General features: G+C 42.4%; 15 protein-coding genes. 5 read left to right on the forward strand and 10 right to left on the reverse strand.

All coding sequences use genetic code 11. The features are described from left to right. Positions 1–44 precede the first annotated feature (44 nt). The 6 genes from E7Z59_RS09385 to E7Z59_RS09410 all read right to left on the reverse strand — a co-directional run bounded on the left by E7Z59_RS09385 (position 45) and on the right by E7Z59_RS09410 (position 11,972). A complete protein-coding gene (locus tag E7Z59_RS09385) occupies positions 45–1,991 on the reverse strand; it encodes a helix-turn-helix domain-containing protein (RefSeq protein WP_136336057.1) in 1,947 nt (648 codons plus the stop codon). A 6-nt stretch (positions 1,992–1,997) separates the two neighbouring features. Further along, positions 1,998–3,983, reverse strand: a complete 1,986-nt coding sequence (locus E7Z59_RS09390) for a helix-turn-helix domain-containing protein (protein WP_136336058.1) — start codon at positions 3,981–3,983, stop codon at positions 1,998–2,000. Positions 3,984–4,339: 356 nt separating this feature from the next. Next, a complete protein-coding gene (locus tag E7Z59_RS09395; protein WP_136336059.1) occupies positions 4,340–6,274 on the reverse strand; it encodes a helix-turn-helix domain-containing protein in 1,935 nt (644 codons plus the stop codon). A 250-nt stretch (positions 6,275–6,524) separates the two neighbouring features. Next, positions 6,525–8,483 carry a helix-turn-helix domain-containing protein gene (locus E7Z59_RS09400; protein WP_136336060.1) on the reverse strand — a complete coding sequence of 653 codons (1,959 nt, stop codon included), beginning with the start codon at positions 8,481–8,483 and terminating at the stop codon, positions 6,525–6,527. Between the two features lie 358 nt (positions 8,484–8,841). Then, a complete protein-coding gene (locus tag E7Z59_RS09405) occupies positions 8,842–10,779 on the reverse strand; it encodes a helix-turn-helix domain-containing protein (protein WP_136336061.1) in 1,938 nt (645 codons plus the stop codon). 134 nt (positions 10,780–10,913) lie between these two features. After that, positions 10,914–11,972, reverse strand: coding sequence for an acyl-CoA reductase (locus E7Z59_RS09410; protein WP_136336062.1), 1,059 nt, complete (start codon positions 11,970–11,972; stop codon positions 10,914–10,916). A gap of 459 nt (positions 11,973–12,431) precedes the next feature. Between E7Z59_RS09410 and E7Z59_RS09415 the strand changes: the two genes are divergently transcribed. Further along, positions 12,432–12,785 carry a 4Fe-4S dicluster domain-containing protein gene (locus E7Z59_RS09415; RefSeq protein ID WP_136336063.1) on the forward strand — a complete coding sequence of 118 codons (354 nt, stop codon included), beginning with the start codon at positions 12,432–12,434 and terminating at the stop codon, positions 12,783–12,785. A 69-nt stretch (positions 12,786–12,854) separates the two neighbouring features. Here E7Z59_RS09415 and E7Z59_RS09420 read toward each other — a convergent pair whose 3' ends face one another. Then, positions 12,855–15,542: a TonB-dependent receptor gene (locus tag E7Z59_RS09420; RefSeq protein WP_136336064.1), complete on the reverse strand. Its 2,688-nt coding sequence runs from the start codon at positions 15,540–15,542 to the stop codon at positions 12,855–12,857. Positions 15,543–15,720: 178 nt separating this feature from the next. Between E7Z59_RS09420 and ychF the strand changes: the two genes are divergently transcribed. The 3 genes from ychF (at position 15,721) to E7Z59_RS09435 (ending at position 21,622) form a co-directional block, all read left to right on the forward strand. Then, positions 15,721–16,812, forward strand: a complete 1,092-nt coding sequence (gene ychF / locus E7Z59_RS09425; RefSeq protein WP_136336065.1) for a redox-regulated ATPase YchF — start codon at positions 15,721–15,723, stop codon at positions 16,810–16,812. Positions 16,813–17,060: 248 nt separating this feature from the next. Further along, positions 17,061–18,923, forward strand: coding sequence for a DNA topoisomerase IV subunit B (locus E7Z59_RS09430; protein WP_136336066.1), 1,863 nt, complete (start codon positions 17,061–17,063; stop codon positions 18,921–18,923). A gap of 89 nt (positions 18,924–19,012) precedes the next feature. Then, positions 19,013–21,622 (forward strand): DNA gyrase/topoisomerase IV subunit A, encoded by a 2,610-nt coding sequence (locus E7Z59_RS09435; RefSeq protein ID WP_136336067.1) that lies wholly within the window; start codon positions 19,013–19,015, stop codon positions 21,620–21,622. 365 nt (positions 21,623–21,987) lie between these two features. On the opposite strand, the gene E7Z59_RS09440 is transcribed toward E7Z59_RS09435, so the two are convergent. The 3 genes from E7Z59_RS09440 to E7Z59_RS09450 all read right to left on the reverse strand — a co-directional run bounded on the left by E7Z59_RS09440 (position 21,988) and on the right by E7Z59_RS09450 (position 23,661). Continuing rightward, positions 21,988–22,779 (reverse strand): TerC family protein, encoded by a 792-nt coding sequence (locus E7Z59_RS09440; protein ID WP_136336068.1) that lies wholly within the window; start codon positions 22,777–22,779, stop codon positions 21,988–21,990. A gap of 3 nt (positions 22,780–22,782) precedes the next feature. Then, positions 22,783–23,160: a hypothetical protein gene (locus tag E7Z59_RS09445; protein ID WP_136336069.1), complete on the reverse strand. Its 378-nt coding sequence runs from the start codon at positions 23,158–23,160 to the stop codon at positions 22,783–22,785. A gap of 90 nt (positions 23,161–23,250) precedes the next feature. Then, on the reverse strand, positions 23,251–23,661 hold the full coding sequence (locus E7Z59_RS09450; RefSeq protein ID WP_136336070.1) for a helix-turn-helix domain-containing protein: 411 nt from the start codon (positions 23,659–23,661) through the stop codon (positions 23,251–23,253). A gap of 326 nt (positions 23,662–23,987) precedes the next feature. On the opposite strand from E7Z59_RS09450, the gene E7Z59_RS09455 reads away from it, so the two are divergent. Then, entirely contained in the window at positions 23,988–25,130 is a 1,143-nt protein-coding gene (locus E7Z59_RS09455; RefSeq protein WP_136336071.1) for a M14 family metallopeptidase, read from the forward strand. Positions 25,131–25,233 lie beyond the last annotated feature (103 nt).

The following is a 25,233-nucleotide window of genomic DNA, read 5'->3' on the forward strand; positions in this document are numbered from 1 at the left end:
TCATCACGGTTAGTGCAGAGTGGTGAGAAAAAAAATCGATGTGGTTAATCCAGAAAACTGTTTTTTACATGCTTTCGCGCAGATTCGGGAAAATTCATGCTGTCTAATAAGGCCTGGTAGCGGGGTTCATTACCCAGAGGTGCCAGATCGGGTTCCTGGGCCAGCCAGGTCATTTCGACCTCCCGGGCGGCGTATGATCTTTCCAGCCAATCCAGGGCCTTTTCGTGGTCGTCCATATGGGCGTGATATAGGGCAAGGAACCAGGCCGGGCTTCCGGAGTCCCCTGTATGGTAAGCTGCTCTTAACCAATCAAGTTCCTTGTTTATGGTATACTGATCACCCGTTTGTTTTGCTGTGAGCGCACTTAACCAATGCATAATTGCAGGACGAGTTTCAAACGTATCATAATAGGTTCTAACAGCGAGCTCCATTTTTTCATATTCGCTAAGAAAATAGTAGGCTTTAGCGGCTTCTCTGAGATAATCATGATCATGTGTATACAGCCAATAACTATCTTCAAGCAGCTGTAAGGCTTTTTGGGTATCTCCTGTGAAATAGCTGATTAATGCCATCAAGGCTTCTATGTTTGGCCTCATAGATATCGCAGACTCACTGGAAGCCAACACATCTGCTGCTTTATCATATAACCCTAATTTAAGGGTGTAATCATAGTAACTATCCTCTAATTTATAATCGTTAATTTGGGGGTACTTTTGGCTTTTTGGATTAACGTTTAACTCATAATAAAATTCCCCCGTTTTTAATAAACGAATAGCTTTTTCATTCAAAGAATCCAGGTCCAAAACCCGGTACAGGTATTTTTGCGCTTGCCGCCATGCCAAATCTTGATTTGTATATGACCAAATAGTTCCGGAAACAAACCAATTAGCTGCGAGTTGATAATATGCGTTAACAAAGCCAGGGTCTTCAGCTATGGCCTGTTTGAGTAATTCATTAGAATTTTTTAGTCCGGTATTACTCTTTATTTGGGCCTGGTGTAAACTTTTCATGTATAAATTGTAGGCTTTATCAGATTTGGTAGGTTGTTCCTTTTTTGATAATTCGGGTGCTTTTAAACCCATTAGGGCGACAACATCTTTAGCAATGTTCTGTTGCATTTCAAATACCCCGGAATACTGTTGAAGAGGGAAGGTGAATACTCTTGACCACAATTGATGGTTATTTTCGGTATCGACCAAGTGAACAGAAAATTTGAGTTGATCACCTGATAATTCCATAATGCCTGTAAACAGGTGGCTCAAAGCTAATGATTTAGCAATTTCAGGATGGGTGTAGCCTTTTTCCATATAAGGCATGACTGACGACATTGGGACCACTTTTTCTATGATATTCAGATTGGAAATTTCGCTTATAATTTCATTTGCTACACTAAATCCCAAATAATCATAGGATTCATTACCCGTGAGATTCTTTAAGGGAGTCATAGCAACTGCCTTTATGTCTGTGGGGGAAGATTTACCTGAATTCTTATTATTATTGGAAGAGGCTACATAATACCAATAACCAAACCCTGACAAAAAAGCAAGGATAAACAATAGCCATATGCGGCGAGGAGTCCAAAACCCCGAAGATTTAGGTTTGGTATACTTCAAATGGTCATCATAGAGACTACCTCTGATAGGGGTTAAGCCGGAATCGGCCTCTCCGGGAGTGATCCCGAACTTGTCTTTGAAGCATTTACTGAAGTAGGTCGGGCTGTTAAAACCCACCTTATAGCCCACCTCAGAAGCGGTCCAGTCGGTATGCTGAAGAAGTTTTAGAGATTCTTCGAGGCGGATATCCCTGATGAAGTGGGTAACCGACTTTCCGGTAAGTTTTTTTATACGCCTGTAGAGTTCTGAGCGACTCACTCCGGCAAGGGCAGCGAATTCTTCCACATCGAAGTCTTCGCGCTCCATGTTTTCGTGAACAAGGTCGGACAACATTTTTATGGCAGTAGACGACTTATCAGGCATAGGGTTTCCAGTCATATGCTATTAATTCTTGATGATAATGGAATTATTAACGTGTTTTCTGGCTACAGGGGGAAATTGCATACTGTCGAGTAAGGCCCGGTATCTGGGGTGGTTGCCCAGGGGAGCGAGATCCGGTTCCTGGGCCAGCCAGGTCATTTCGACCTCCCGGGCGGCATAAGAACGCTCCAGCCATTCGAGGGCCATCTCATAATTTCCGTTACGGGCTTCATAAAGGGCCAGGAACCAGGCCGGACTTCCCGATCTGCCTTCATGATAGCTCTCCTGTAATATGGCCAGCTGTGCCTTCACTGTTTCTGTATCGCCCTGCTGATCGGCGGCAATGGCCTTCAGCCACCTCATAATTGGCGGTCGCTCTTTGAAATTTTCGAAGAAATAGTTAACGGCTTCACGCATCTTTTCATGGTCTCCCAGAAAATAATAAGCCTTAGCTGTTTCTCTCAGAAAATTAAGATCGTCTTTATACAGGTCGTAGTTATCATCTAATAAGGCTCTGCATTCAGACGTATTACCGATAAAGTAATTATCGATGGCCAGCAGGGCATAGGCGGCACCACTGAAAGGCTCCTGCTTTAACCATTTCGTATTTCCTGCTAAAGCCTCTTCATAACGTCCTGTTTTAAGAGCGTAATCTGAATTGGTGGCCATATGCACTTTGGCGGTAACACCGCTGATTTCAGGGATACGGTCGGCCGCATTTAACTCGTAATAGAAGTACCCGTCTCTTAGATAAACCGGGATGGAGGTGTTGTCTGGATCCAGGGTCAATGCCATTTCCAGGTATTTCCGATAATTCGTCCATGCCTCCTCCTGGGTAGTATACGACCAGATGAGTCCGCCCAAATGCCAGGTAAATGCCAGATATATATATGCCTGGAGGTATTCCGGATCTTCTTCAATAGCCTTATTGAAGAAGTGGATAGAGTTTTCCCAGGAAGCCTTAGTGAAAATATTGTACTGGTAAAACCCTTGCAGAAAGTAGTCATAGGCCTTTTTAGAGCTGGTAGGGGCATCATTATGCAAATAGGGTCTGCTATCAACCCCCAGGGCCATGACCACCTCATTGGCAATTTTTGATTGCATCTTAAATGCCTCTTCCGGTACCCAATCAATGATAAAATCGTCAGACCAGGTAATATCGTTGTTGAGTATGTTAATGAGTTGCACTGAGAACTTTAATTGGCTGCCTGCCTTTTGCACACTGCCGTGTAATATGTTCTCCACGTCAAGTTGAGAAGCAATATCGTGCAGGGCCTGTATCGAATCCTTGTACGGAATAACCGCACTCATAGGGGCTATCCGGTCTACGGTGTTCAGGTCGGTGAGCCTGGATATAATAGCATCTGTTACTCCGAAACAGATAAAATCTAAAGATTCGTCTCCGGTCCAGTTTAACATGGGAAGGATGGCCACAGAGTTATTGGATAAGCCGTTAACGGTAGCATCGATGTTTGTTTTGCCGGATGAGGGTACTGTTTGTTCTGTAGGAGTCTCTTCTGCTGAACTATCTCTTTGAGAGAAAAAGATAGAAATGACAACCCCTGCGGCCGAGAGAAGCACCACGATGAGAATAACGATCTTACTTAGTGATTTACTTTTCTTAGGCAAGGGTTCCGGCTGATTGAGCAACCTGAAGATCTCTTCCCGGTGGGCTTCGGTATCACCGGGGGTGAACCCGTATTTTTCTTTAAAGCATTTATTGAAATAGGTGGCACTGTTAAAGCCCACCTTATAAGCCGTTTCTGAGGCCGTATGCTCACCGTCAGAAAGAAATTCCAATGATTTTTGCAGACGTATATCACGAATGAATTGTGTAACCGACTTTCCGGTATTCTTTTTGATCTTTCGGTACAGTTCTGATCTGCTTAGCCCGGCTTCTTCGGCGAAGGTTTCCACATCAAAGTCCTCCCTGTCAAGATGATGGAGAACAATGCTCTTCATCCTGCTCATTAATGAATTGGACGTCAAAATGTCGGTATCCAAACTCATGAACGGATATTTATTGATTGGTGTACCTATAAAGATACTGAAAATCAGGTTTTTGTTACAGTTCAGGGCTATAAAACTATGTTAATCAGGGGGAGGCAGTTAGTTGTTCACGGTTTGCAGTATGCAGATTACAGTTGGAGGTTGGCGGTTGGCAGTTTGCAGTTTATAGTGGTCGGTATATGTGAAATTGAAGTCCCGACACTTCGGGAGAGGAATCGAGGAATCGAGGAATTGTAAAATTGAACATGCTTAAACTCTTAGTAACCCAGTAACCCAGTAACCCAGTAACCTTTGCTTATTTGCCTATTTACCTATTTGCGATTCATCATTCATAATCCATAATCCATAATCCAAACCTAATCTTTAAAAATAACATGCCTTCTGGCGCTTTCCGGGAAGTTCATGCTATCAAGCAGTGCCCGGTAACGGGGCTGATCGCCAACGATGTGGAGGTCGGGTTCCTGGGCCAGCCAGGTCATTTCAACCTCCCTGGCTTCATAGGATTTCTCCAGCCAATCTAATGTTTTATCTACATCATTCTTATATGCGTGAAAAAGAGCTAGAAACCAGGCCGGACTGCCGGATTCTCTATTTTGATAGCTCTCCAGAAGGTATTGAAGCTCTAGATCAACTGTCGCCTGGTCCTTATTTTTATCAGCCACTATGGCTCTTAGCCATCTGAGAATAGGAGGGCGTTCAGAAAAAGTATCATAAAAGTAAAGAACTGCCTCTTGCATTTTCTGATCTTCTCCTAAAAAGTAATAAGCTTTTGAAGCTTCCCTAAGAAAATTAAAATCATTTTTATGGGTTTCGTAATTTTCATCAAGTTTCCTAATGGCCTCCTCAGGTCGGTTTAAAAAATAGTAATTGAGAGCGATGATAGCATGAACAGTTGAGTTTGCAGGGTCTCGATTTTGAAAATTCAAATTAGATTCCAGTGAGATTTTATGTCGTCCGGTTTTTTCGGCATGATCGGGTCGCATAACTATCCATTCGTCATAAGGGATCCCAAAAAATTCCGGTACCGTATCCAAAACATTGAGTTCATAATAAAAGATCCCATTTGCGAGGCCTATCCGGCCATCAATACTATTTGTTTTTATTTCAAGTATTTTGTTGTAAAGTGCTTTAGCCTTACCCCATCCTTCTTGCTCAGAAGCATAAGACCAGTTCATTCCCGCATACAACCACAAATCTGCCAATTCCAAATAAGCATCAACAAATTCCGGGTCTTTTTCAATGGCCTTTTCAATTAATGCTACCCCTTTTTTCCACCCATCCCGGGTGTAATTGTTCGCTTCAAACAATCCTTCTGAGAAATATTTCATGGCCAATGAGTTCCCGGTTTTATTCACAGGGTCTGGGATACCAGAGATGTCTTTCCCTAATTCTTTAGCCACCAGGTTGGCGGTTCTAGAATATTCCTTATACATCTTATCAGCGTTATCGCCTTCATACTCGAACATATGATTCCATAGGAGGTTATCTTCAGCATCTAGTAATTCAAAGAAAATTTTGTAACCTGATGTATCATTTCCTTTCAAATAACCTTGCAGAATATACTCCACCTTCATTCGCCTGATTATTTCTGCCGTAGGAATGTTCAGAGAGTCCTTATACTTACCCACCGTACGCATTGGCGGGACTCGTGCAACCGAATCGATTTCGTTTAAACTGCTTATGATTTCCCATGTAGCGTAATAACCTATTGTTTCACTTTCCTGATTCTCCGTTTCATTTATAATTGGTAGTACCGCAATTGATAATCCCTTAACACCTTCCACACTTTCAGGGTCGGTAAAATTTGATGCCTGGATAAAATACCAACCTAGTACAACGATTCCAACCAGACTAATTGCTATCAAGCCACGCTTTGAAATGAAAAATTTACTTCCCGATTTTTTAGATTCCTTTTCAGTTATATCAATTAATTCTTTGATCTTTTCTTCATGAAAACTCGCCTCCCCGGGGGTAAATCCAAACTTATCCTTAAAGCATTTGTTGAAGTAGGTGGCACTGGAAAAGCCCACCAGATAAGCTACCTCTGAGGCGGTACGCTCCTCATCTTTCAGGTATTCCAATGACTTGTGCAATCGAATATCACGCACAAACTCCGTAACCGATTTCCCGGTGTGCTTTTTGATCTTACGGTAGAGTTCAGAACGACTGAGACCGGAAAGGTCAGCAAAGGTCTCTACATCAAAATCGGCCGCATCGAGATGCTCCAGCACAATAGCCTCCAGGCGTGCGATCAACGGATGGTTTCCCTTATTGGAAGCATTGGACGTCATTATTGGTTGGGTTGAGAATTTAGTCTGTATTAAAAATACATAATTATCGATAATTCTGATTATCTAACACTATAAGAAGGGTTTACAGTTATCGTTACGGTTTTAAGTGTGGCTACTTCGCTGAAACTACGCAGCCCGCAGGCTGTGGTCAGTGGTCAGGTTGAAAAACTTGATTCATCATTCATAACTCACCTTTCATAACTCACCATTCATCATTCATAATTCATCATTCATAATCCATAATCCAAACCTAATCTTTAAAAATAACATGTCGTCTCGCGCTTTCCGGGAAGTTCATGCTATCAAGCAGTGCCCGATAACGGGGCTGATCCCCTACGATGTGCAGGTCGGGCTCCTGGGCCAGCCAGGTCATTTCGACCTCCCGGGCTTCATAGGATTTCTCCAACCATTCAAGGGTTTTGTCTTCGTCTTTGTTATAGGCATGGTACAAGGCGATAAACCAGGCAGGACTTCCTGATTCTCTGTTTTGATAGCTATCCATGAGATGTTGCAACTGTTCCTCAACCATAGCCTGGTTATTATTCTTGTCGGCCACGATGGCACGTAACCAGCGTAGAATGGGAGGGCGTTCAGAGAATTTTTCAAAAAAATGTAAGATTGCATTCTCCATCTTATCGTATTCTTCCAGAAAATAGAATCCTTTTGCAGCTTCCCTAAGAAAATCAAAATCATCCTTATAAAGATGGTAGTTCTCATCCAGAATTTCCAATGCAAGATCAGGCTCACCTGATAAAAATTTATTTATAGCCATGAGTACATAGACTTGACCATATTCAGGATTTCTTTTCATATAATATTCATGCCCGACATGTGCCTCTGTGTAGTGGCCTGTTTTCGTAGCATAATCTGTATTGAAGGTAATATGGTCTTCGTGGCTAATTCTTTCAATCCCGGGGATAGAATCTCCAATTTTGAGTTCATAATAAAAGAAACCATCTTTTAAATTGCGTAATGCGTATGTATTCTCTGGATCTATTTCCAGAGCCTTTGAAAAAAATAATTTAGAATTTGCCCAAGCCTCTTCCTGGCTGGTATACGACCAGTTTAACCCCCCATATTGCCATGTGAGCGCAAGGTTTAAATAGGCATTAACAAACAGGGAATCCTCTTTAATTGCCTTATTAAATAAATCTATGGCATTTTTCCATGCATCCAATGTTGATTTATTCAATTGCTCAACCCCTTGATAAAAGTATTTATGAGCTTTTGCAGATGCTGTTCTTGCATCACGTACATCTTCATAAAATGGTTCATCAACCCCGATTTTTTTCATAACGAATTCAGCTATTTCATCTTGCATACGGAAAGGTTGGATAGAATCATATTGTTTAATCAAATTTTCAGACCAGACTTGAGTATTATCCTCTACATCAGTATAAGTAAGGGAGATTTTGAATTGTCTACCTGCCTTTTGAATAGACCCTTGTAATACATATTTGACTTTAAGAATTTCAGCAATCTTATCAGGTGTTAGTAAAGAATCTTTGAAAGGAGAAACAATACTGGCATGAAGAGCTTTTTGAGTTGAGTTATCAGCATTTATTGTTCTTATGATTTCATCAACTATACCTAAAGCAAGAAAATTAAATTCAGGATCGTCCAATAAGATAGTTAAGGGGATAACAGCAATACTATTCTCTTTCGAATGATTCTCAGGTAGCTCAGTTTTATCTGCCCCCGAATTGGGCGAATTTGTATTTGATTGATTGCTCAGAAAATACCATCCAAAAATTATAACAATAATGGCTGAGATGGTTATTGTGATAGTTTTAAACTTTGAACTTTTTAGTTTAGTTTCTGAATTCGGTCCAGGACTATAATTTAAAATTTCCCCAATCTTTTCCTGATGGTTCCCCGCCTCTCCCGGGGTAAATCCAAACTTGTCCTTAAAGCATTTATTGAAGTAGGTGGCACTGCTGAAACCTACCAGGTAAGCTACCTCTGAGGCTGTTCGTTCCTCATCTCTCAGGTATTCCAATGCCTTGTGTAATCGTATATCACGCACAAACTCCGTAACCGATTTGCCGGTGTGTTTTTTGATCTTACGGTAGAGTTCAGAACGACTGAGACCGGAAAGGTCAGCAAAGGTCTCGACATCAAAATCTGGCGCATCGAGATGCTCCAGCACAATAGCCTCCAGGCGTGCGATCAACGGATGGGCTGCTTTGTCAGAAGCATTGGATGTCATTGTTGGTTGGTTGAGGATTTAGTCTGCATTAAAAATACGTAATTAATTGATATTGAATCAATAAGCTAAAATGTCGAAGAAGCGAAGAAGCGAAAAGGCGAAGAAGCGAAGGAGTGAAGGAGTGAAGGAGTTTGAGTTTGAGTTTGAGTAGGGGTAGGATTATCAGTTTGAGTTTGAGTTTGAGTTTGAGTTTGAGTAGGGGTAGGATTATCAGTTTGAGTTTGAGTTTGAGTTTCAGTATGAGTTTCAGTATGAATTTGAGAATGAGTTTGAGAATGAGTTTGGGGTTTATACTATTTCCAACTACATAATGTACGCTGTAAACTGCATACGGTTAACGATTCCCGACGTCCATACTCTAAGGAATAATCGTCGTTGACTTCCGTCTTTTGAAATCACCTTCCGGGAAATTCATGGCCTCCAGGAGCTCAAGATACACCGGATGATCCCGGTAGGGTTTTAATATGGGTTCCACTTTTAGCCAGGTCATTTCAACCTCCCGGGACTCATAAGAACGTCTCAGCCAAGTGAATCCTTTTTCGAGGTCTTCTTTTAAAAAGTAATACATGGCCATGAACCAGGCAGGACTTCCGGCCGGACTCTCAGCGTACTTTGCTTCTAAGATCTCCAGGTTTTTCTTAGCGCTGTTCTCATCTTTTGAACGATGGGCTAATACGGCTTCAAACCAGAAATAAATAGGGGCTTCTTCATTGAAACGGGATTGAATAACTTCCCTGATCTTTTTCGCTTTCTGGTCTTCCCCCAGCAGGAGGTAGCATTTGGTTGACTCCCGCAAAAAGAAAAGATCTTTCGGATATTTTAAATACTGTTCGTCCAGAATAGCCAAGGCCTCTTTTGGCTGATTGGTTACCAGTGCATGCATGGCCAGCAAGGGGTAGGCCCCTCCATTATCCGGGTTGTCCTCAAGGGCCTTCAGGACGTTTTTCCGGGCTAGTTGGTACCTCCCGGTTTTAATTAAATAATCAAAGTCTATCGCCAACATGGAAAATTCATCCTCAGGGTCATAAATAGCTTCTACATAATCGAAATTCCATTCATAGTAAAAGGCACCGGTCATCAGGGCATAGGTGATGTTGGGATCGGTCGGATCGATATCCTGGGCAGTGAGTAATAAGGCCTCTGCTTTCTGCCAGCCCTGTTCAGGATTGCTCATGCCCCAGACTGCACTACCGAAAAGCCAAAGTGACGCCAACCCCACATAGGCATCGGTATATTGGGGGTCTATAGAAAGCGCCTTGCGATACAGGGGAAGGGCTTTTTTCATGTTTTCAGTACTTGAATTTGCTGCAGTGTACTGTGCTTTCAAATAGGCCCGGTAGGCTTCAGGATCGTTGGTGCCATGATCATATTTTCCCGGTCGCTGCTCATTTGAACCCTCTCCGAGGTCTAATGCCTTCATGACGCTTTCTGCAACCCTGTCCTGGAATTTAAATATGTCTTCAGATCCCGGATTTATTTGGTAGGACTGCTGCCATATTACCCTATTGTCTGCGGCCTGCAAACACTGAAGATTAATTTGAAAATTGTTTCCGAAAGTTTCCAGAGACCCTGTTATGAGATGATCTACCCCTAATTGTCCGGCAAGGTCATGTGCTGAAGCTCTGGAGGCATTTAGTTCCATCACCCGTATCATCGGTACCACCCTGCCAAACACTTCCGACTGACTTAAGTGAGATATCAGTGCATCGCTAATGCCGTAGGTCATATAATCTACCTCTGTATTCCCGCTCTTATTCTCCAGGGGGAGAACGGCAATAGAATTTTTTGGAGAGATGGTGGCAGCCCTGGAAACCGAACTGAAATTACTATCAGCAGATCTTATTAACAGTCCAAGGATAAATACCAGGACTGCTAAAGCGATCAGGTTTGAAAATAATTCAAGTTTCCGGGGCCCTTCTTTGTGGCCAACGGGTTTAAGGTCCTTGATTTGTCCTTGTTCACGGAAATCGCCGGGAGTCCTGCTATATAGGTCTTTAAATGCCTTGCTGAAATATGACGGACTCGAAAAACCTACCTTAGAGGCGATCTCAGCAATGGTGAAATCTTCTGACTTCAGGTAGTTAAGGGATTCTTCAAGACGTATATCCCTTATGAACCGCGTTGTTGATTTTCCGGTGAGTTTTTGGATCTTACGGTAGAGCTGCGACCTGCTCATACCGGAATTACGCACCAATTCTTTTGTTCCAAAGGTTCGGTCTTCCAGGTTTTCAATGACCAGGGATGTCAGTTCACTAAGGAGCTTTTGATCGTCAGATGATAGGTTACGCTTAAGCATTAGTCTTTTCCCGTATGGTTGCAAGCAGAAGGCTCAGCCAAAGGGAAATTGTGCTGTAGAAATGGTAAAAGCCATCTTCAAAGATACCCATTTTAAACCTAAAACAGGGCTTTTAACGGTTGGGAAAGACCTCCTTAAGCTAAACTTAAAAGGAAACGGATCACATCAACGCCATCTGCATAATCTTTAAGTCCGGGACGCTGGCTCATACCAAATGGAATGGCTTCTTCTAATGTATTCCCTACGATACATTGTATTTTTTCTTTATCGGCTTCCAGCTTTTTTTGCAGCGTATCAGCATCACTATAATGCTCATAAAATAAGGTGGCAATAGGGGAGGCATACCCTTCATCTTCTTTAAGCATGAGAAAGCCATTTTCGCGAATCTTAAAAAGACTCATCAGGTAAACTGCCTTATTATAATCGTAATTATTGGCGTACCTGATCTCGTCTATAATGTCGCGAAAGGGGTAGATACCCTGAAAGAACTGGTCAAAATCATATCCTACCGGTACAAATAGTTTAGAAACACTACGGCAACCTAATCCGTAATAACGAAATATATCTTCTCCAAGAGCTTGTAATTCCTCTTTACTTTCCTGCCCGGTTAGTACTGCTACAGAGTTTCTGTTCTTGCGAATTATATGGGGCTTTCCCTTAAAGTAATACTCGAAGTAACGTGCGGTATTATCACTCCCTGTTGCGATCACGGCATCGTAATTTTTAAGGTTTTGAGTATCAAAGTTCACCTTATTCTTAAAAGATGGCTCTACCGTTTCGAGGTATTTGATCAGGTAAGGAATAAGGTGTTTGTCATTTGAAGACATTTTTACAGAGGCCTTATGTCCTAAGATGAGCACAGATAACAGGTCGTGGAATCCTACCATAGGAATATTACCCGCCATTACCAGCCCAATGGTCTTTGGCGATTGATTCTCTAAAAGGTAGGCAGCCATCCATTTTTTCAGCTTTGAAGTGGTTAAAAGGTCACTCCACCCTTCAAAGGTAAAGGCTAATTGAGAAGGGTTGAACCACGGATTGTGTTCTCCGGCCAGTTTGATCTGATGCTTAAACCCTTCAAAGAACAGTTCATTGTGGGGTATGTCATCGAGCATTGATGGTTCCGGCTGACTGAATTGTTTAAGAAAACGTCCTAAATGGTCTAAAGCTTCTATTCTTCTGTGGATGTCCATTTTCAGTTTGCAGTTTACAGTTTGCAGTTTACAGTTTACAGATTTCGGATGCGAAGGTACAAAGTTAACTTGGTTATGCCGTTATACGGTTATACGGTTATACGGTTATACGGTTATACGGTTATACGGTTATACGGTTATACGGTTATACGGTTATACGGTTATACGGTTATACGGTTATACGGTTATACGGTTATACGGTTATACAAAATTAAAATTTTGGAATTTAGATTACCCGTATCGCCCTCGCTCGGGCTGGCTCCATCGTTAAAAAGGTCTGCGAGACCTTTTTTTACGCTCGGCCCTCTGTCTACCTGTCTACCCACTTACCCGTTTACCCGCCTACCCGTCTACCTTAAAGAAACATTTATGACAGTATTTAAGGAATTGTTTTTAAAAAAAGAGTGAATTGCCGTATTTTTGAATCGGATTTTAACATGAGGAAAACAAAAGATTTATATGGCTATTATAATCACTGACGAATGTATTAATTGCGGAGCTTGCGAGCCGGAATGCCCGAATACTGCGATCTATGAAGGTGCAGACGACTGGCGTTACAGTGATGGGACCGACCTGGAAGGCAATGTTGTGTTACCCGATGGTAAAGCAGTTGACGCCCAGGAAGCGCAGACACCTATCAGTGATGAGATCTATTATATAGTTCCAGATAAGTGTACTGAATGTAAAGGTTTTCATGAAGAGCCTCAGTGTGCCGCCGTTTGTCCGGTAGATTGTTGTGTGCCGGATGACAACCATGTGGAAACTGAAGAAGAACTGTTGGCCAAGCAACGCTTTATGCATCCGGAAGGTTAAAAATACCGGGGATAAGAAATTAAAAAAAGGGAGGCTTTGCCTCCCTTTTTTATGGATATGTATTTCGTTTTAGAAATTGAAATTCATTCGGGCATAGTAAAATGCACCTCCGAATCCCATTTGTACTGAGTCCCAGTATCCACCGGCTTCAGTCCAGTCGTCCTGTTGGTCAGGGTATACGTTTAACAGGTTGTTTGCACCCACGTTCAGGTTTAGAGATTCGCTCAGTTTCACCCCAACAACCAAGTCGGTAACGATCTTAGGATCATAGGTGTCTGTTGCTCCGATCACCAGTTCATCAAAATTGGCATAACCAAGATCTTCCGGTGCTTCATACATCTGGTAATCCAGGATCTCGATCTTACTGAAACGTGTAAATGCAAGGCCATACGTCATCAGGTTACCCGAATAGTTAAGGTTCAGAGCCATTTTACTGTCAGGAGCCGAGGCAAGCAGATATACCTGGTCTCTTCGGGCAAAGAAGGTCTCTTCCTCCAGGTCGCCGTTCTTTATCTCCAGGATCTCCATGTCGTTAAAGTTTCCTGTAAATACGGTTGAAAACCTTCCGTTTCCTAAAGTGGTATTGTAAGATAAAACCACGTCAACCCCTTTAGTTCTGGTGTCCACTCCGTTTGCAAAGAACTGTGCGGCCTCCACATTTGGAATCTGTGGAGCATCAAAGTTTCCGGTAAGAACGATCCTGTCGTCAATATCTATATAATACCCGTCTACAGTAGCGCTAAAGTCTCCAAAGGTTGCAGTGAATCCGAGTCCGGCATTCAGGGCAGTTTCTTCTTTAAGAGGACCGATCCCGAAGGAGCCCGTAACGGGGCTTGCGTTTGGCGAAAGCAATGATTCCAAAGCCTGACCCCCAATAAAGTTGGTGAATTTCAGGTTATAGTAGAGCTGTGCCAGAGAAGGGGCGCGGAAACCTGTGCTCACAGACCCTCTCAGGTTAAAATGTTCGCCCAGCTTTAAACGCGATGCTAACTTTCCATTTAGAGTACTTCCAAAATCGGTGTATTCTTCAAATCGTACTGCAGTACTAACCATGAAGGCTTCGGTCAGGTCAAATTCTGCATCTGCATACAGGGAAACGTTCGAGCGGTTGCGGTCAACCTCATTATCAGGGGCATACCCTGGGAATCCCTGGGAACCTCCCGGACGGGGATCGCCTGTTACCGGGTCAACAGGTAAACTCTGGTTGGCGGGATCTGTAATAAGCACTCCGTTCTCATCATAAGTACCCCATGAGGCTTCTTCACCTGCAAAAATGGTAAAATTCTCCGTGCGGTATTCTGCTCCGAATGCCAGGTTCATCCCTGCAAATACATCCTCGAAGTATTTACTGAAATCAAGGTTAATGGTATTCTGACTCAACGTATGTCCTCCGGCATCAAAATCGGTTGGAGAAATCTCTCCAAGAGAGGCGTTGAGGGTACCTTTAATATAGTAGTGGAAATCGTTTTTCCCGTAGGTGTTGCTGATGTCAAGGTTCCATTCGCTTGGCAGCACTGTTCTGAAACCGGCCGATACAGAATTGTCGGTAATATTCGAGGTGATTCTCGGAGTAAATCCGTCAGGATAGATCTCCACCACATTTCTTGAAGTAGGGTTATTACGGGTAAATGCGTAGGCATCTGTATCCCTGTAATTGCGTCCTCCGAAGGCATAGAATTCGGAATTCTCAGAAACCGGGATCACCGAGTTTACCATAAAGTTGAAACCGCTGATGGCTGCTTCTCCAAATCCTTTTCTGAATTCAAAGGCAGGTCTCAGAGTCTTATCTTTCTTAATGAATTCGCTGGTAAAGTTCACATATCCACGTTCTCCGATGCCAATCCCATAGTTGACCCCTGCTTTGATAGAACCACCGTCAAAATTCTTGTCTTCACCGATCTGATTCCCATCTTTACTGGTGTCCAGTCGGTACCCATCAGTGTTCCATAGTCCGTAAGGATCGGTACCAAAATCTCCCTCTGCGTTGGTGTTGTATGCACCATAGCTTATTACTCCGTTAACGCCTTCTCTCTGATCATTAAGAACAATATTGATCACACCGGCAATCGCATCCGAACCGTATTGTGCAGCAGCACCGTCACGAAGCACTTCAATACGTTTGATGGCCGTTACCGGTATGGCATTCAGGTCGGTACCGGTATTTCCCCGTCCGCGGGTACCAAAAATGTTGATCAGCGACGACTGATGTCTCCGCTTTCCATTAATAAGCACCAAGGTCTGGTCCGGGCCAAGTCCTCTCAAGGAAGCCGGGTCAACGTGATCGGCCCCGTCTGATCCGGTTTGTTTGTTCGCATTAAAGGAAGGAGCAGCATATTGAAGCATTTCGTTCACTTCTATTCTTCCGCTTTGCGTAACCACATCGGCTACATTGATCACATCTACCGGAACAGCAGTATCTGTAGAGGTACGCTTTTTACTTCGCGAACCCACTAATTGTACTTCGTCCAGCAGGAGCCCCTCTTGCATCACGATATTTATTTTAGTGCGTCCCGCCACGGCCTCTTCAACGGTGGTAAAGCCTATGTAGCTAAAGATCAGTGTATCTTCTTCTGATACGCTCAGTATATAGTTTCCGTCAAAATCTGTAGCAGTACCGGTAGTAGTGCCTTTAACCACAACGTTAACCCCCGGAAGAGGTTCTCCTGAAGGGTCGGTTACCGTACCGCTTACCTCGATCTGAGCAAATCCTGTTACCGAAAAGAGCAACAGGGTCAATAAAGTAAGAGATTTCCTCATAAAATTATGTTTAATTTTTTTAAGTCCGCAAAACTAAAAAATAATCCCTTCGCTGCTTACTCAGAATTCTAATAACTCAAGTTTTATAACAATTAATTTTATAGCTGTTATTAAAAAAGCCTGGGGCCACCAATAACAAGAGTGAATATTGTATATTTGCGCCCAAATTTTTAAGCATATGAAAGCCGGTATCGTAGGTTTGCCGAATGTTGGAAAATCGACACTGTTTAATTGTTTGTCGAATGCCAAAGCTCAAAGCGCAAACTTTCCTTTTTGTACTATAGAACCGAATCTTGGGGTGGTAAATGTTCCGGATCCAAGAATTCAGAAACTGGAATCACTCGTTAACCCTGAGCGGGTTATGCCTGCAACCGTAGAGATCGTAGACATTGCAGGTCTGGTTAGAGGTGCCAGTAAAGGAGAAGGCCTGGGAAACCAGTTTCTCGGTAATATTCGCGAATGTAACGCCATTATACACGTGCTGCGTTGTTTTGATAATGATAACATCGTACACGTAGACGGGAATATCAACCCCATACGCGATAAAGAGACCATCGATATCGAACTGCAGTTAAAAGACCTTGAAACCGTAGAAAAAAGGTTGGAAAAAGTAAATCGAGCTGCAAAAACCGGCGATAAAGACGCTCAAAAAGAACAGGCAGTTTTACAGCGATTTAAGCAAGCCCTGGAAAGTGGTATTTCTGCCCGTGCTGTAGAAGTAAATGAAGATGAGGAGGAGCTGATGGCCGGTTTCCAACTACTTACTGCCAAGCCTATTCTTTACGTATGTAATGTAGATGAGGCTTCTGCCAAAGACGGAAATGCATATGTAGAGCAGGTAAGAGAGGTGGTGAAGGATGAAAATGCAGAGATCCTGGTATTGGCCGTAGCAACCGAGGCTGATATCGCAGAGCTGGAAAGCTATGAAGAACGGCAGATGTTTTTGGAAGACATCGGATTGGAGGAACCGGGAGTTTCTAAACTGATCCGTTCGGCCTATAAACTATTAGATCTTCAGACTTATTTTACAGCCGGAGTAAAGGAGGTTAGGGCCTGGACCATACCTGTAGGCGCCACTGCACCGAAGGCTGCAGGGGTTATCCATACCGATTTTGAAAACGGGTTTATCAGGGCAGAGGTTATTGCCTATGATGACTATGTTGCTTACGGAAGTGAAGCCAAGGTAAAAGAAGCCGGTAAAATGCGAGTGGAAGGGAAGGAGTATATCGTAAAAGATGGCGATGTGATGCACTTCCGATTTAATGTGTAAAAAAGCCCACCATCAATAAAAGGATAAAAAAAACAGGCTGTTCAGGCCTGTTTTTTTGTTTCTATCGTGTCTGATTAGGGGCTGTCTGGGTAAAATTTATAAAAAGCCCCCTTGTTTGTAATAAACAACTCACAAATAATCAGATTCTTAACATTTAGAGGATAACTCTTGTTAATTACTTTAGGAGTTTACATATTTTATATTATAAGGCGAAACATTATATTAGCACCAAACCCATTTGTAATCACATGTCGCAAACCGTTCAATACACCGAAGATAATATACGTTCATTAGACTGGAAAGAACATATCCGGATGCGTCCGGGGATGTATATCGGAAAGTTAGGGGATGGATCTTCTGCTGACGACGGGATCTATATCCTGATCAAGGAGGTATTGGATAACTGTATTGATGAGTTCGTCATGGGAGCCGGAAAAACCATTGAGATCTCTGTACAGGGTGAACGTGTTACCGTAAGGGATTACGGGCGAGGTATACCGCTTGGAAAAGTAGTAGATGTGGTTTCTAAAATGAATACCGGGGGTAAGTATGACACCCGGGCTTTTAAGAAGTCGGTAGGTCTTAATGGGGTGGGTACCAAGGCAGTGAACGCCCTTTCCACTTATTTCCGTGTTGAATCGAACCGTGACGGGCAATCGATGGCTGCTGAGTTCGAAAAAGGAAATCTCACCAACGAAGAAAAACTGGAGGAAACCTCACGAAGAAGGGGAACCAAAGTAACATTCGTGCCCGACGAAAGTATCTTCAGGCATTATAAATTCCGCCTGGAGTACATTGAGCGTATGGTACGCAACTATGTCTATCTCAACCCGGGGCTGACCATCGTGCTCAATGGCGAGAAATTCTACTCAGAAAATGGCTTAAAGGATCTGCTGGAAGACACTACCAATAAGGAAGACATGCTATATCCGATCATTCATCTCAGAGGTGATGATATTGAATTAGCCATGACCCACAGTCGTAGTCAGTACAGCGAAGAATATCATTCATTTGTAAACGGACAAAATACGACTCAGGGAGGAACCCACCTGGCTGCTTTCAGAGAGGCCGTTGTAAAAACAGTACGTGATTTTTACGGGAAAAATTACGATGCTTCTGATGTTAGAAAGTCGATCATTTCAGCCATTTCTATTAAGGTGATGGAGCCTGTATTTGAGAGTCAGACCAAGACCAAACTGGGCTCTACTGAAATGGGAGGGAATCTGCCCACTGTAAGGACCTATATCAATGATTTTGTGGGAACCCATCTTGACAACTTCCTACATAAGAACCCGGAAACCGCCGAGAAGATCCAAAGAAAGATCCTCCAGGCTGAGCGGGAACGTAAAGAGCTTTCCGGTATCAGGAAGCTTGCCAAGGAGAGGGCTAAAAAGGCCAGTCTCCACAATAAAAAACTAAGAGATTGTCGTGTTCATTTAGGCGACATGAAGAAAGACAGACGTCTGGAATCCACTTTGTTTATTACTGAGGGAGACTCAGCATCGGGTTCCATTACCAAGTCGCGCGATGTAAATACCCAGGCCGTGTTCAGTCTAAGGGGGAAACCCCTTAATACCTACGGTATGTCTAAGAAGATCGTTTACGAAAATGAGGAATTCAACCTGCTGCAGGCGGCTTTAAATATCGAAGAGTCGCTGGAAGATCTGCGCTATAACAATATTGTGATCGCAACCGATGCCGATGTTGATGGTATGCACATTCGTTTATTGCTGATCACCTTTTTCCTTCAATTCTTCCCGGAATTGATCAAAGAAGGCCATCTTTATATATTGCAAACACCTCTCTTTAGAGTTCGTAACAAAAAAGAAACCATTTACTGTTATAGTGAAGAGGAAAGACGAGCTGCAATTAATAAGCTAAAGGGAAAACCTGAGATCACCCGATTTAAAGGTTTGGGTGAGATCTCTCCTGACGAGTTTAAATACTTTATTGGAGATGATATCCGCCTTGACCCTGTCATGCTCGATAAGGCCATGTCTATTGAGAGTCTGCTACAATTCTATATGGGTAAGAATACCCCCGACAGGCAAAAGTTTATCATTGAAAACCTGAAGGTAGAACTTGATGTGATCGAGGAAGAGGAGGCATAGAAGGAGTGTCGCCAGGACCTCTGCAGCCTTACTGCATTGACCAAAAAAACCAATTAAGCCGATTAAAAGTAAAGAAAACCCAATAGCCAATGTCTGAGGATATTAATCTTAACCAGGAAGGACCTGAAGAAAACCAACAGGATACCATAACCCGTGTAGGGGGCATGTATAAGGATTGGTTTCTCGATTATGCTTCTTATGTGATCCTGGAACGTGCCGTACCCGCCATCGAAGACGGATTCAAACCTGTACAGCGAAGGATCATGCATTCTATGAAGGATCTGGATGACGGGCGGTATAACAAGGTGGCTAATATCGTAGGACACACCATGCAGTACCATCCGCACGGAGATGCCAGTATTGCAGATGCCATGGTTCAGATCGGGCAGAAAGATCTTCTGATCGATACACAGGGTAACTGGGGGAATATACTAACCGGAGACAGCGCTGCTGCATCCAGGTATATCGAAGCCCGTCTTTCAAAATTCGCCCTGGACGTACTTTTCAGTCCGAAGATCACAGAATGGCAGGCCAGTTATGACGGTAGAAAGAAGGAGCCCGTTAACCTTCCCGTTAAATTCCCCCTGTTATTGGCTCAGGGGGCAGAAGGTATTGCGGTAGGATTGTCTACCAAATTATTGCCACATAATTTTAATGAATTACTCGACGCCTCCATCAAGCATTTGAAAGGCAAACGATTCACCCTGTTTCCTGATTTCCCAACAGCAGGAGTCATGGATGTTTCCAACTACAACGACGGAAACAGGGGTGGCAAGATCAGGGTTCGAGCAAAAATTGTTCAGGAAGATAAAAACACGCTGAAGATCACCGAAATTCCTTTCGGCACAAATACCTCAAGCCTTATTGATTCTATTCTTAAGGCCAATGAGAAAGGTAAGATCAAGGTCAAACGCATTGAAGACAATACAGCAGCAGAGGTAGAGATCCTGGTGCATCTTCCTCCTAATATCTCACCTGATAAGACTATAGACGCGCTGTATGCCTTTACCGCCTGTGAAACCTCCATCTCTCCTCTGGCCTGTGTTATTGAAGATAACAAGCCATTGTTTATAGGGGTTTCAGAGATCCTGAGACGTTCTACCGATAATACGGTAGAATTGCTGAAACAGGAATTGGAGATAGAGCTTCAGGAGCTTGAAGAGCAATGGCATTTTGCCTCCCTGGAAAGGATTTTCATTGAGAACAGGATCTATCGCGAGATAGAGGAAGAGGAAACATGGGAAGGCGTTATTAAAGCCATTGACGAAGGTTTAAAACCTTACATTAAACACCTAAAGCGCGCTGTAACTGAAGAAGATATCGTAAGACTTACCGAGATCAGGATCAAGAGGATCTCTAAGTTTGATATTGATAAGGCGCAGCAAAAGATCGAAGCCCTTGAAGGAGAGATCGAGAAAGTTAAGTACAACCTGGCACACCTTATAGAATTTGCTATTTCATATTTTGAAGAGCTTAAAAAGAAATACGGTAACGGCAAGGAACGTAAAACCGAGATCAGGGTTTTTGATGATATTGAAGCCCAAAAGGTAGTCATCAGAAACTCCAAGCTTTACGTGAATCGCAAAGAAGGGTTTATCGGAACTTCTCTGAAAAAGGATGAATACGTTTGCGATTGCAGTGACATAGACGATATTATCGTATTTACTGCCAACGGTAAAATGATGGTTACAAAGGTTGACGCTAAAACCTTTGTCGGGAAAGAGATCATTCATGTGGCCGTGTTCAAGAAAAAAGACAAACGCACCATTTACAATATGGTGTACAGAGACGGTAAAACAGGTCCTACCTACATTAAAAGATTTTATGTAGCCAGTGTTACCCGCGACAGAGAGTATGACCTTACTAACGGGAAGGCAGGTTCTGAAGTGCATTATTTCACTGCCAACCCAAATGGAGAGGCAGAGGTGATCACCGTACAGCTAAGACAAAAAGGGAGTATTAAAAAACTCAAGTGGGATATTGATTTTGCAGATATCCTCATTAAAGGACGAAATTCTAAGGGGAATATCGTGACCAAATACGCAGTAAAGCGTATAGAACTCAAGGAAAAAGGAGTTTCAACCCTCAAGCCACGCAAGATCTGGTTTGATGAAACCGTAAAAAGACTCAACGTTGATGGACGAGGAGAATTACTCGGTGCTTTCAAAGGGGAAGATCGCCTGTTAGTGGTTAATTCAGACGGGATGGCAAAAACCATTGTTCCTGAACTGACCACGCATTTTGACGACAAGATGATCATTCTTGAAAAATGGAACCCCAAGAAACCATTGTCTGCTATTTACTATGAAGGCGAAAAGGAACGCTACTACGTAAAACGATTCCTTATTGAAAATGAAAACAAGGAAGAATCGTTTATTTCAGATCACCCGGACACCAAACTTGAATTGGTTTCTACCGCATGGAAACCCAGGATCATTATTGATTTTGTGAAGCCAAGAGGTAAAGACCCTAAACCTCAAATGGAATTACTGCCTGAAGAATTTATTGCGGTAAAAGGTATAAAGGCCCTCGGAAATCAGTTGTCTGCCGACAAGATCAAATCAACCAAAGAATTGGAACCTATTCCTTTTGAAGAAGAGGAAGAACTTCAACCTGAAGAAATGGAGGTAGTGGATGAGGAGAACCTTGGTAAGGAAAAATCAGGCGATGAAGGACAGATATCGATGGAGCTGGATTAAGTTTTTAAAGGTAAAGGAGCTAAGGAGCTAAGGAGCTAAGGAGCTAAGGAGCTAAGGAGCTAAGGAGCTAAGGAGGGCCAATCGATAATGAAAGATTTAGTGAGCCTTTCATTGTGAGGAGCCAGCCGGTGCGATGGCACGCAAAGGATGTTTTGCTAAAAACGAGCTTTCAGGTTCCGCTTAAACCTTTTGTTTAAAACAGGGCGACAAACTCTTTACCTGTAAAGGATAAGGTGATTTACTTGCAGTAAAACTTTAGGTGATAATTATTCAACTTTTTATTATAAAAGGGCAAACTTCTTCGCCTCTTAGCTCATTCGCCTATTTACTTATTCACCCCTTTACTTCTTCGCTTCTTAGCGGCATCAATCTTTCAAATTCTTCCTCAACCGCATATTTAAAAATTCGATCAGAAGAGAAAAAGCAATGGCAAAATACAGATACCCCTTGGGTATGGCTCCTATACTTTGTTCAAAAACAACGGTATGAGACAGGTGAGCAGCTTCGGTGATCAGCATAAAACCGATCAGGATAAGAAAGGAAAGTGCCAGGAGCTGCATAGAGGGATGGGACTGAATAAATTCCCGGATCTTATTGGCAAAGATCATCATGATCAGGATAGAGATGACCACTGCAATGATCATGATAACCAGGGCGTGATTCGGGTTTTTACTGATCCCATTGGTCATCCCCACAGCTGTTAATATGGAATCGACCGAAAAGATGAGATCGATGATCAAAATTTGAATAATGGCTCCTCTCAAAGTATTTATCTTCTTCGACTTAAGCTGCTCTTCGTCATGATCAGGATATTCTACCTTTTCGTGGATCTCACTGGTTGATTTATAGAGCAGAAATAATCCTCCGGAAAACAGGATAATGCTCTGCCAGCTTATACCCGCCTGTACCCAGGAGGTGTCAAGGTAAATAAACGGGTTTCTGAGCCCCACCAGAAAAGAAACGGCCATTAGCAGCAAGATCCGCTGAATCATGGCAGCTGCCAGACCTATATTTGTAGCCTTTTTTCGTTGATGCTCAGGAAGCTTGTTGGCTGCGATAGAAATAAATACAATATTGTCAATTCCCAGTACGATCTCAAGAAATGTAAGTGTTATCAAGGCCACCCATGTATCAATACTGGAAAAGATCTCTATCATATGTTATTGAATTTTATAAGCGGTACCTCGCTGCTTGTTTTTCAGGTCTCCTAAAAGAGAATATTCGAAGGTATAACTTTCTTCGGAGGTAGACAATATCCTGAAATGCAAAGGTTTGGCCTCATTCAGGTTGACCGGATTCACCTTCTTTACGATGTATTCACAATCGTTAACCCATTTCACGGTATTCGTATCAATATGATCTTCAAAATAATCATATTCCATGCTGTCAGTACGTATAAAACGACTTTCTTTTTCTTCTCCGTTAAGCGTGTATTTAAAAACGAATTCTCCTGTTTTAAAATTTTCGCAATCCCTGGTGGTTTGATAGCAGGATTGTAAGGTTAAAAAGATTAATAGGATGGGAAAGATTCGCTTCATATACCTGATTTTAGACGGCAAAGGTATCAATTTTATAAGATTTCTCCCTTACCACTGTAACTAACAAAATCTACCCGGGTTATCTTATGGTCATTTACTGATCTCTTCGAAGGTATGGTCGTCATAAAATACTACAACCTTCAGGATCTTCCTTGAGTTTCCGTTAGGAGTGCTGTGAGTAATCTTGTCTTCTGAATCATAAGATTCTTTATTCACTGGAGGTTGAGGGGTTGTTGAGCTGTTAAAAAGGTCTGCAGTTTCTTCATTAGATTCTTTCACAGGTCCGGGGCCTTTCCCGTTTAGAAGCCAATACAATTCTACATCAGGGTAGGCTTCCAGGATCTTTAATACGAAGTCAAGGCTGGGTTTGTTTCTTCCTGACAGGATATGGGAGATAGCAGAACGCTGTACGCCAACACTTTCAGCAAAAGCGGAGGCTGTTAGCTGATATAATTCCATGATCTTCTGAAGACGCTGGGCAAATTCCGTTGAGTTTATCATAGATTACAATTGTAAACAAAGTTAGAGCGAAGATGCTTGTTACAAATGTAAACAATAAGAGCATCTAAAACAATATAATTAAGCTAAGATCATAGTTGTAACATAAATCATAAGATTAAATATAGCGCTTTAAAGAACTGAATTACAGATAGTTAATAGTGTATGCATTTCAATTATAGATATCTCTTATACTGTGGTTTATGTGGTGTTTATAATGGGTAGTCCTGTCTTTACAGTTGTTTACAATTGTACTCACGTTGGGCGCGAATAAATGATTACATTTGTAAACAATAATCGGTTTAACTTTGTAAACAATAATTGTTGACATGAATAAACAAGATCCATACATAGAAGAATACGAACGCTACAGATATCAGGGATTAAACGGGCGTTATGTAAACCGGGACCATCTTTTAGATTTTTACCGGGTTCTTGCCGTGAAAGATATTCATCCGCAAAAGGTGGGTGTTTCTGTAAACGAAGAAGTTATTGATCTGTTTAGGATCGGTAACGGGCCTGTAAAAGTGCTGATGTGGTCTCAAATGCACGGCAATGAGTCAACCACCACCCGGGCATTAACGGATTTGCTTCATTATATGATATCCGATTCACGCTTTACTAGAGAACTTTCCCAGCGAATTAGCTTATATATCATTCCAATGTTAAGTCCCGACGGCGCCCGGGCTTATACCCGAGTAAATGCCAATAATGTTGACCTTAATCGCGATGCACAGGATAGAACACAGCCTGAAAGCAGGGTACTCCGAAAGGTTTTTGAGGAAGTTAAACCTGATTTTTGCTTTAACCTTCATGACCAGCGAACCATTTTTAGTGCAGGTCCGGTTAATAAACCGGCTACGATCTCTTTCTTGAGTCCTTCTTACAATAAAGCCCGTGATATCAATGAAGTGCGAAGCACGAGCATGAAGATCATTGCCAACATGAACTCCAGGCTGCAAGAACATATACCGGGGCAGGTAGGGCGCTACGATGACGGCTTTAATTTAAATTGTGTGGGCGATACCTTCCAAAGTGAGGGGGTACCTACCATATTATTTGAAGCGGGACACTTTCCTGATGATTACCAACGGCACGAAACCAGAAAATACATTTCTTTTGCTATAAAGACCGCCCTGGAGAGTATTTTAAATGAAGAATGGAAAACGACAGACCATAGAGATTATTTTGATATTCCTGAGAATGAAAAATTATTCTGTGATATCCTTATAAAGAATGTCCCGGTAAAACCAAAGGGAGAGCATACTCAATATAAGTCCCTTCATTATATGTACAAGGAAACCCTGAAGGACGGGGAGGTGGTTTTTATTCCCGAATTCAGTTTGCTGGAAAATACACAGGGGGTATTTGCACACCGTGTTCTCATAGTTCCGGATGATTATGAGCTGGAATATTCAAGTGAACAGGAGCTGCAACAAAAATCCATGAGTTTACTGTTCAGGATATTGTAATCAACTATAACGATTTCGCAGAAAATTGGGCGTTAAAAGCAATAAATATTATGAAATATTTAGTTTTTTTGCTTTAGCTTTGCATTATCCTTAATAATTAATT

Source organism: Robertkochia marina (assembly GCF_004799345.1).
GTDB classification, from domain to species: Bacteria; Bacteroidota; Bacteroidia; order Flavobacteriales; family Flavobacteriaceae; genus Robertkochia; species Robertkochia marina.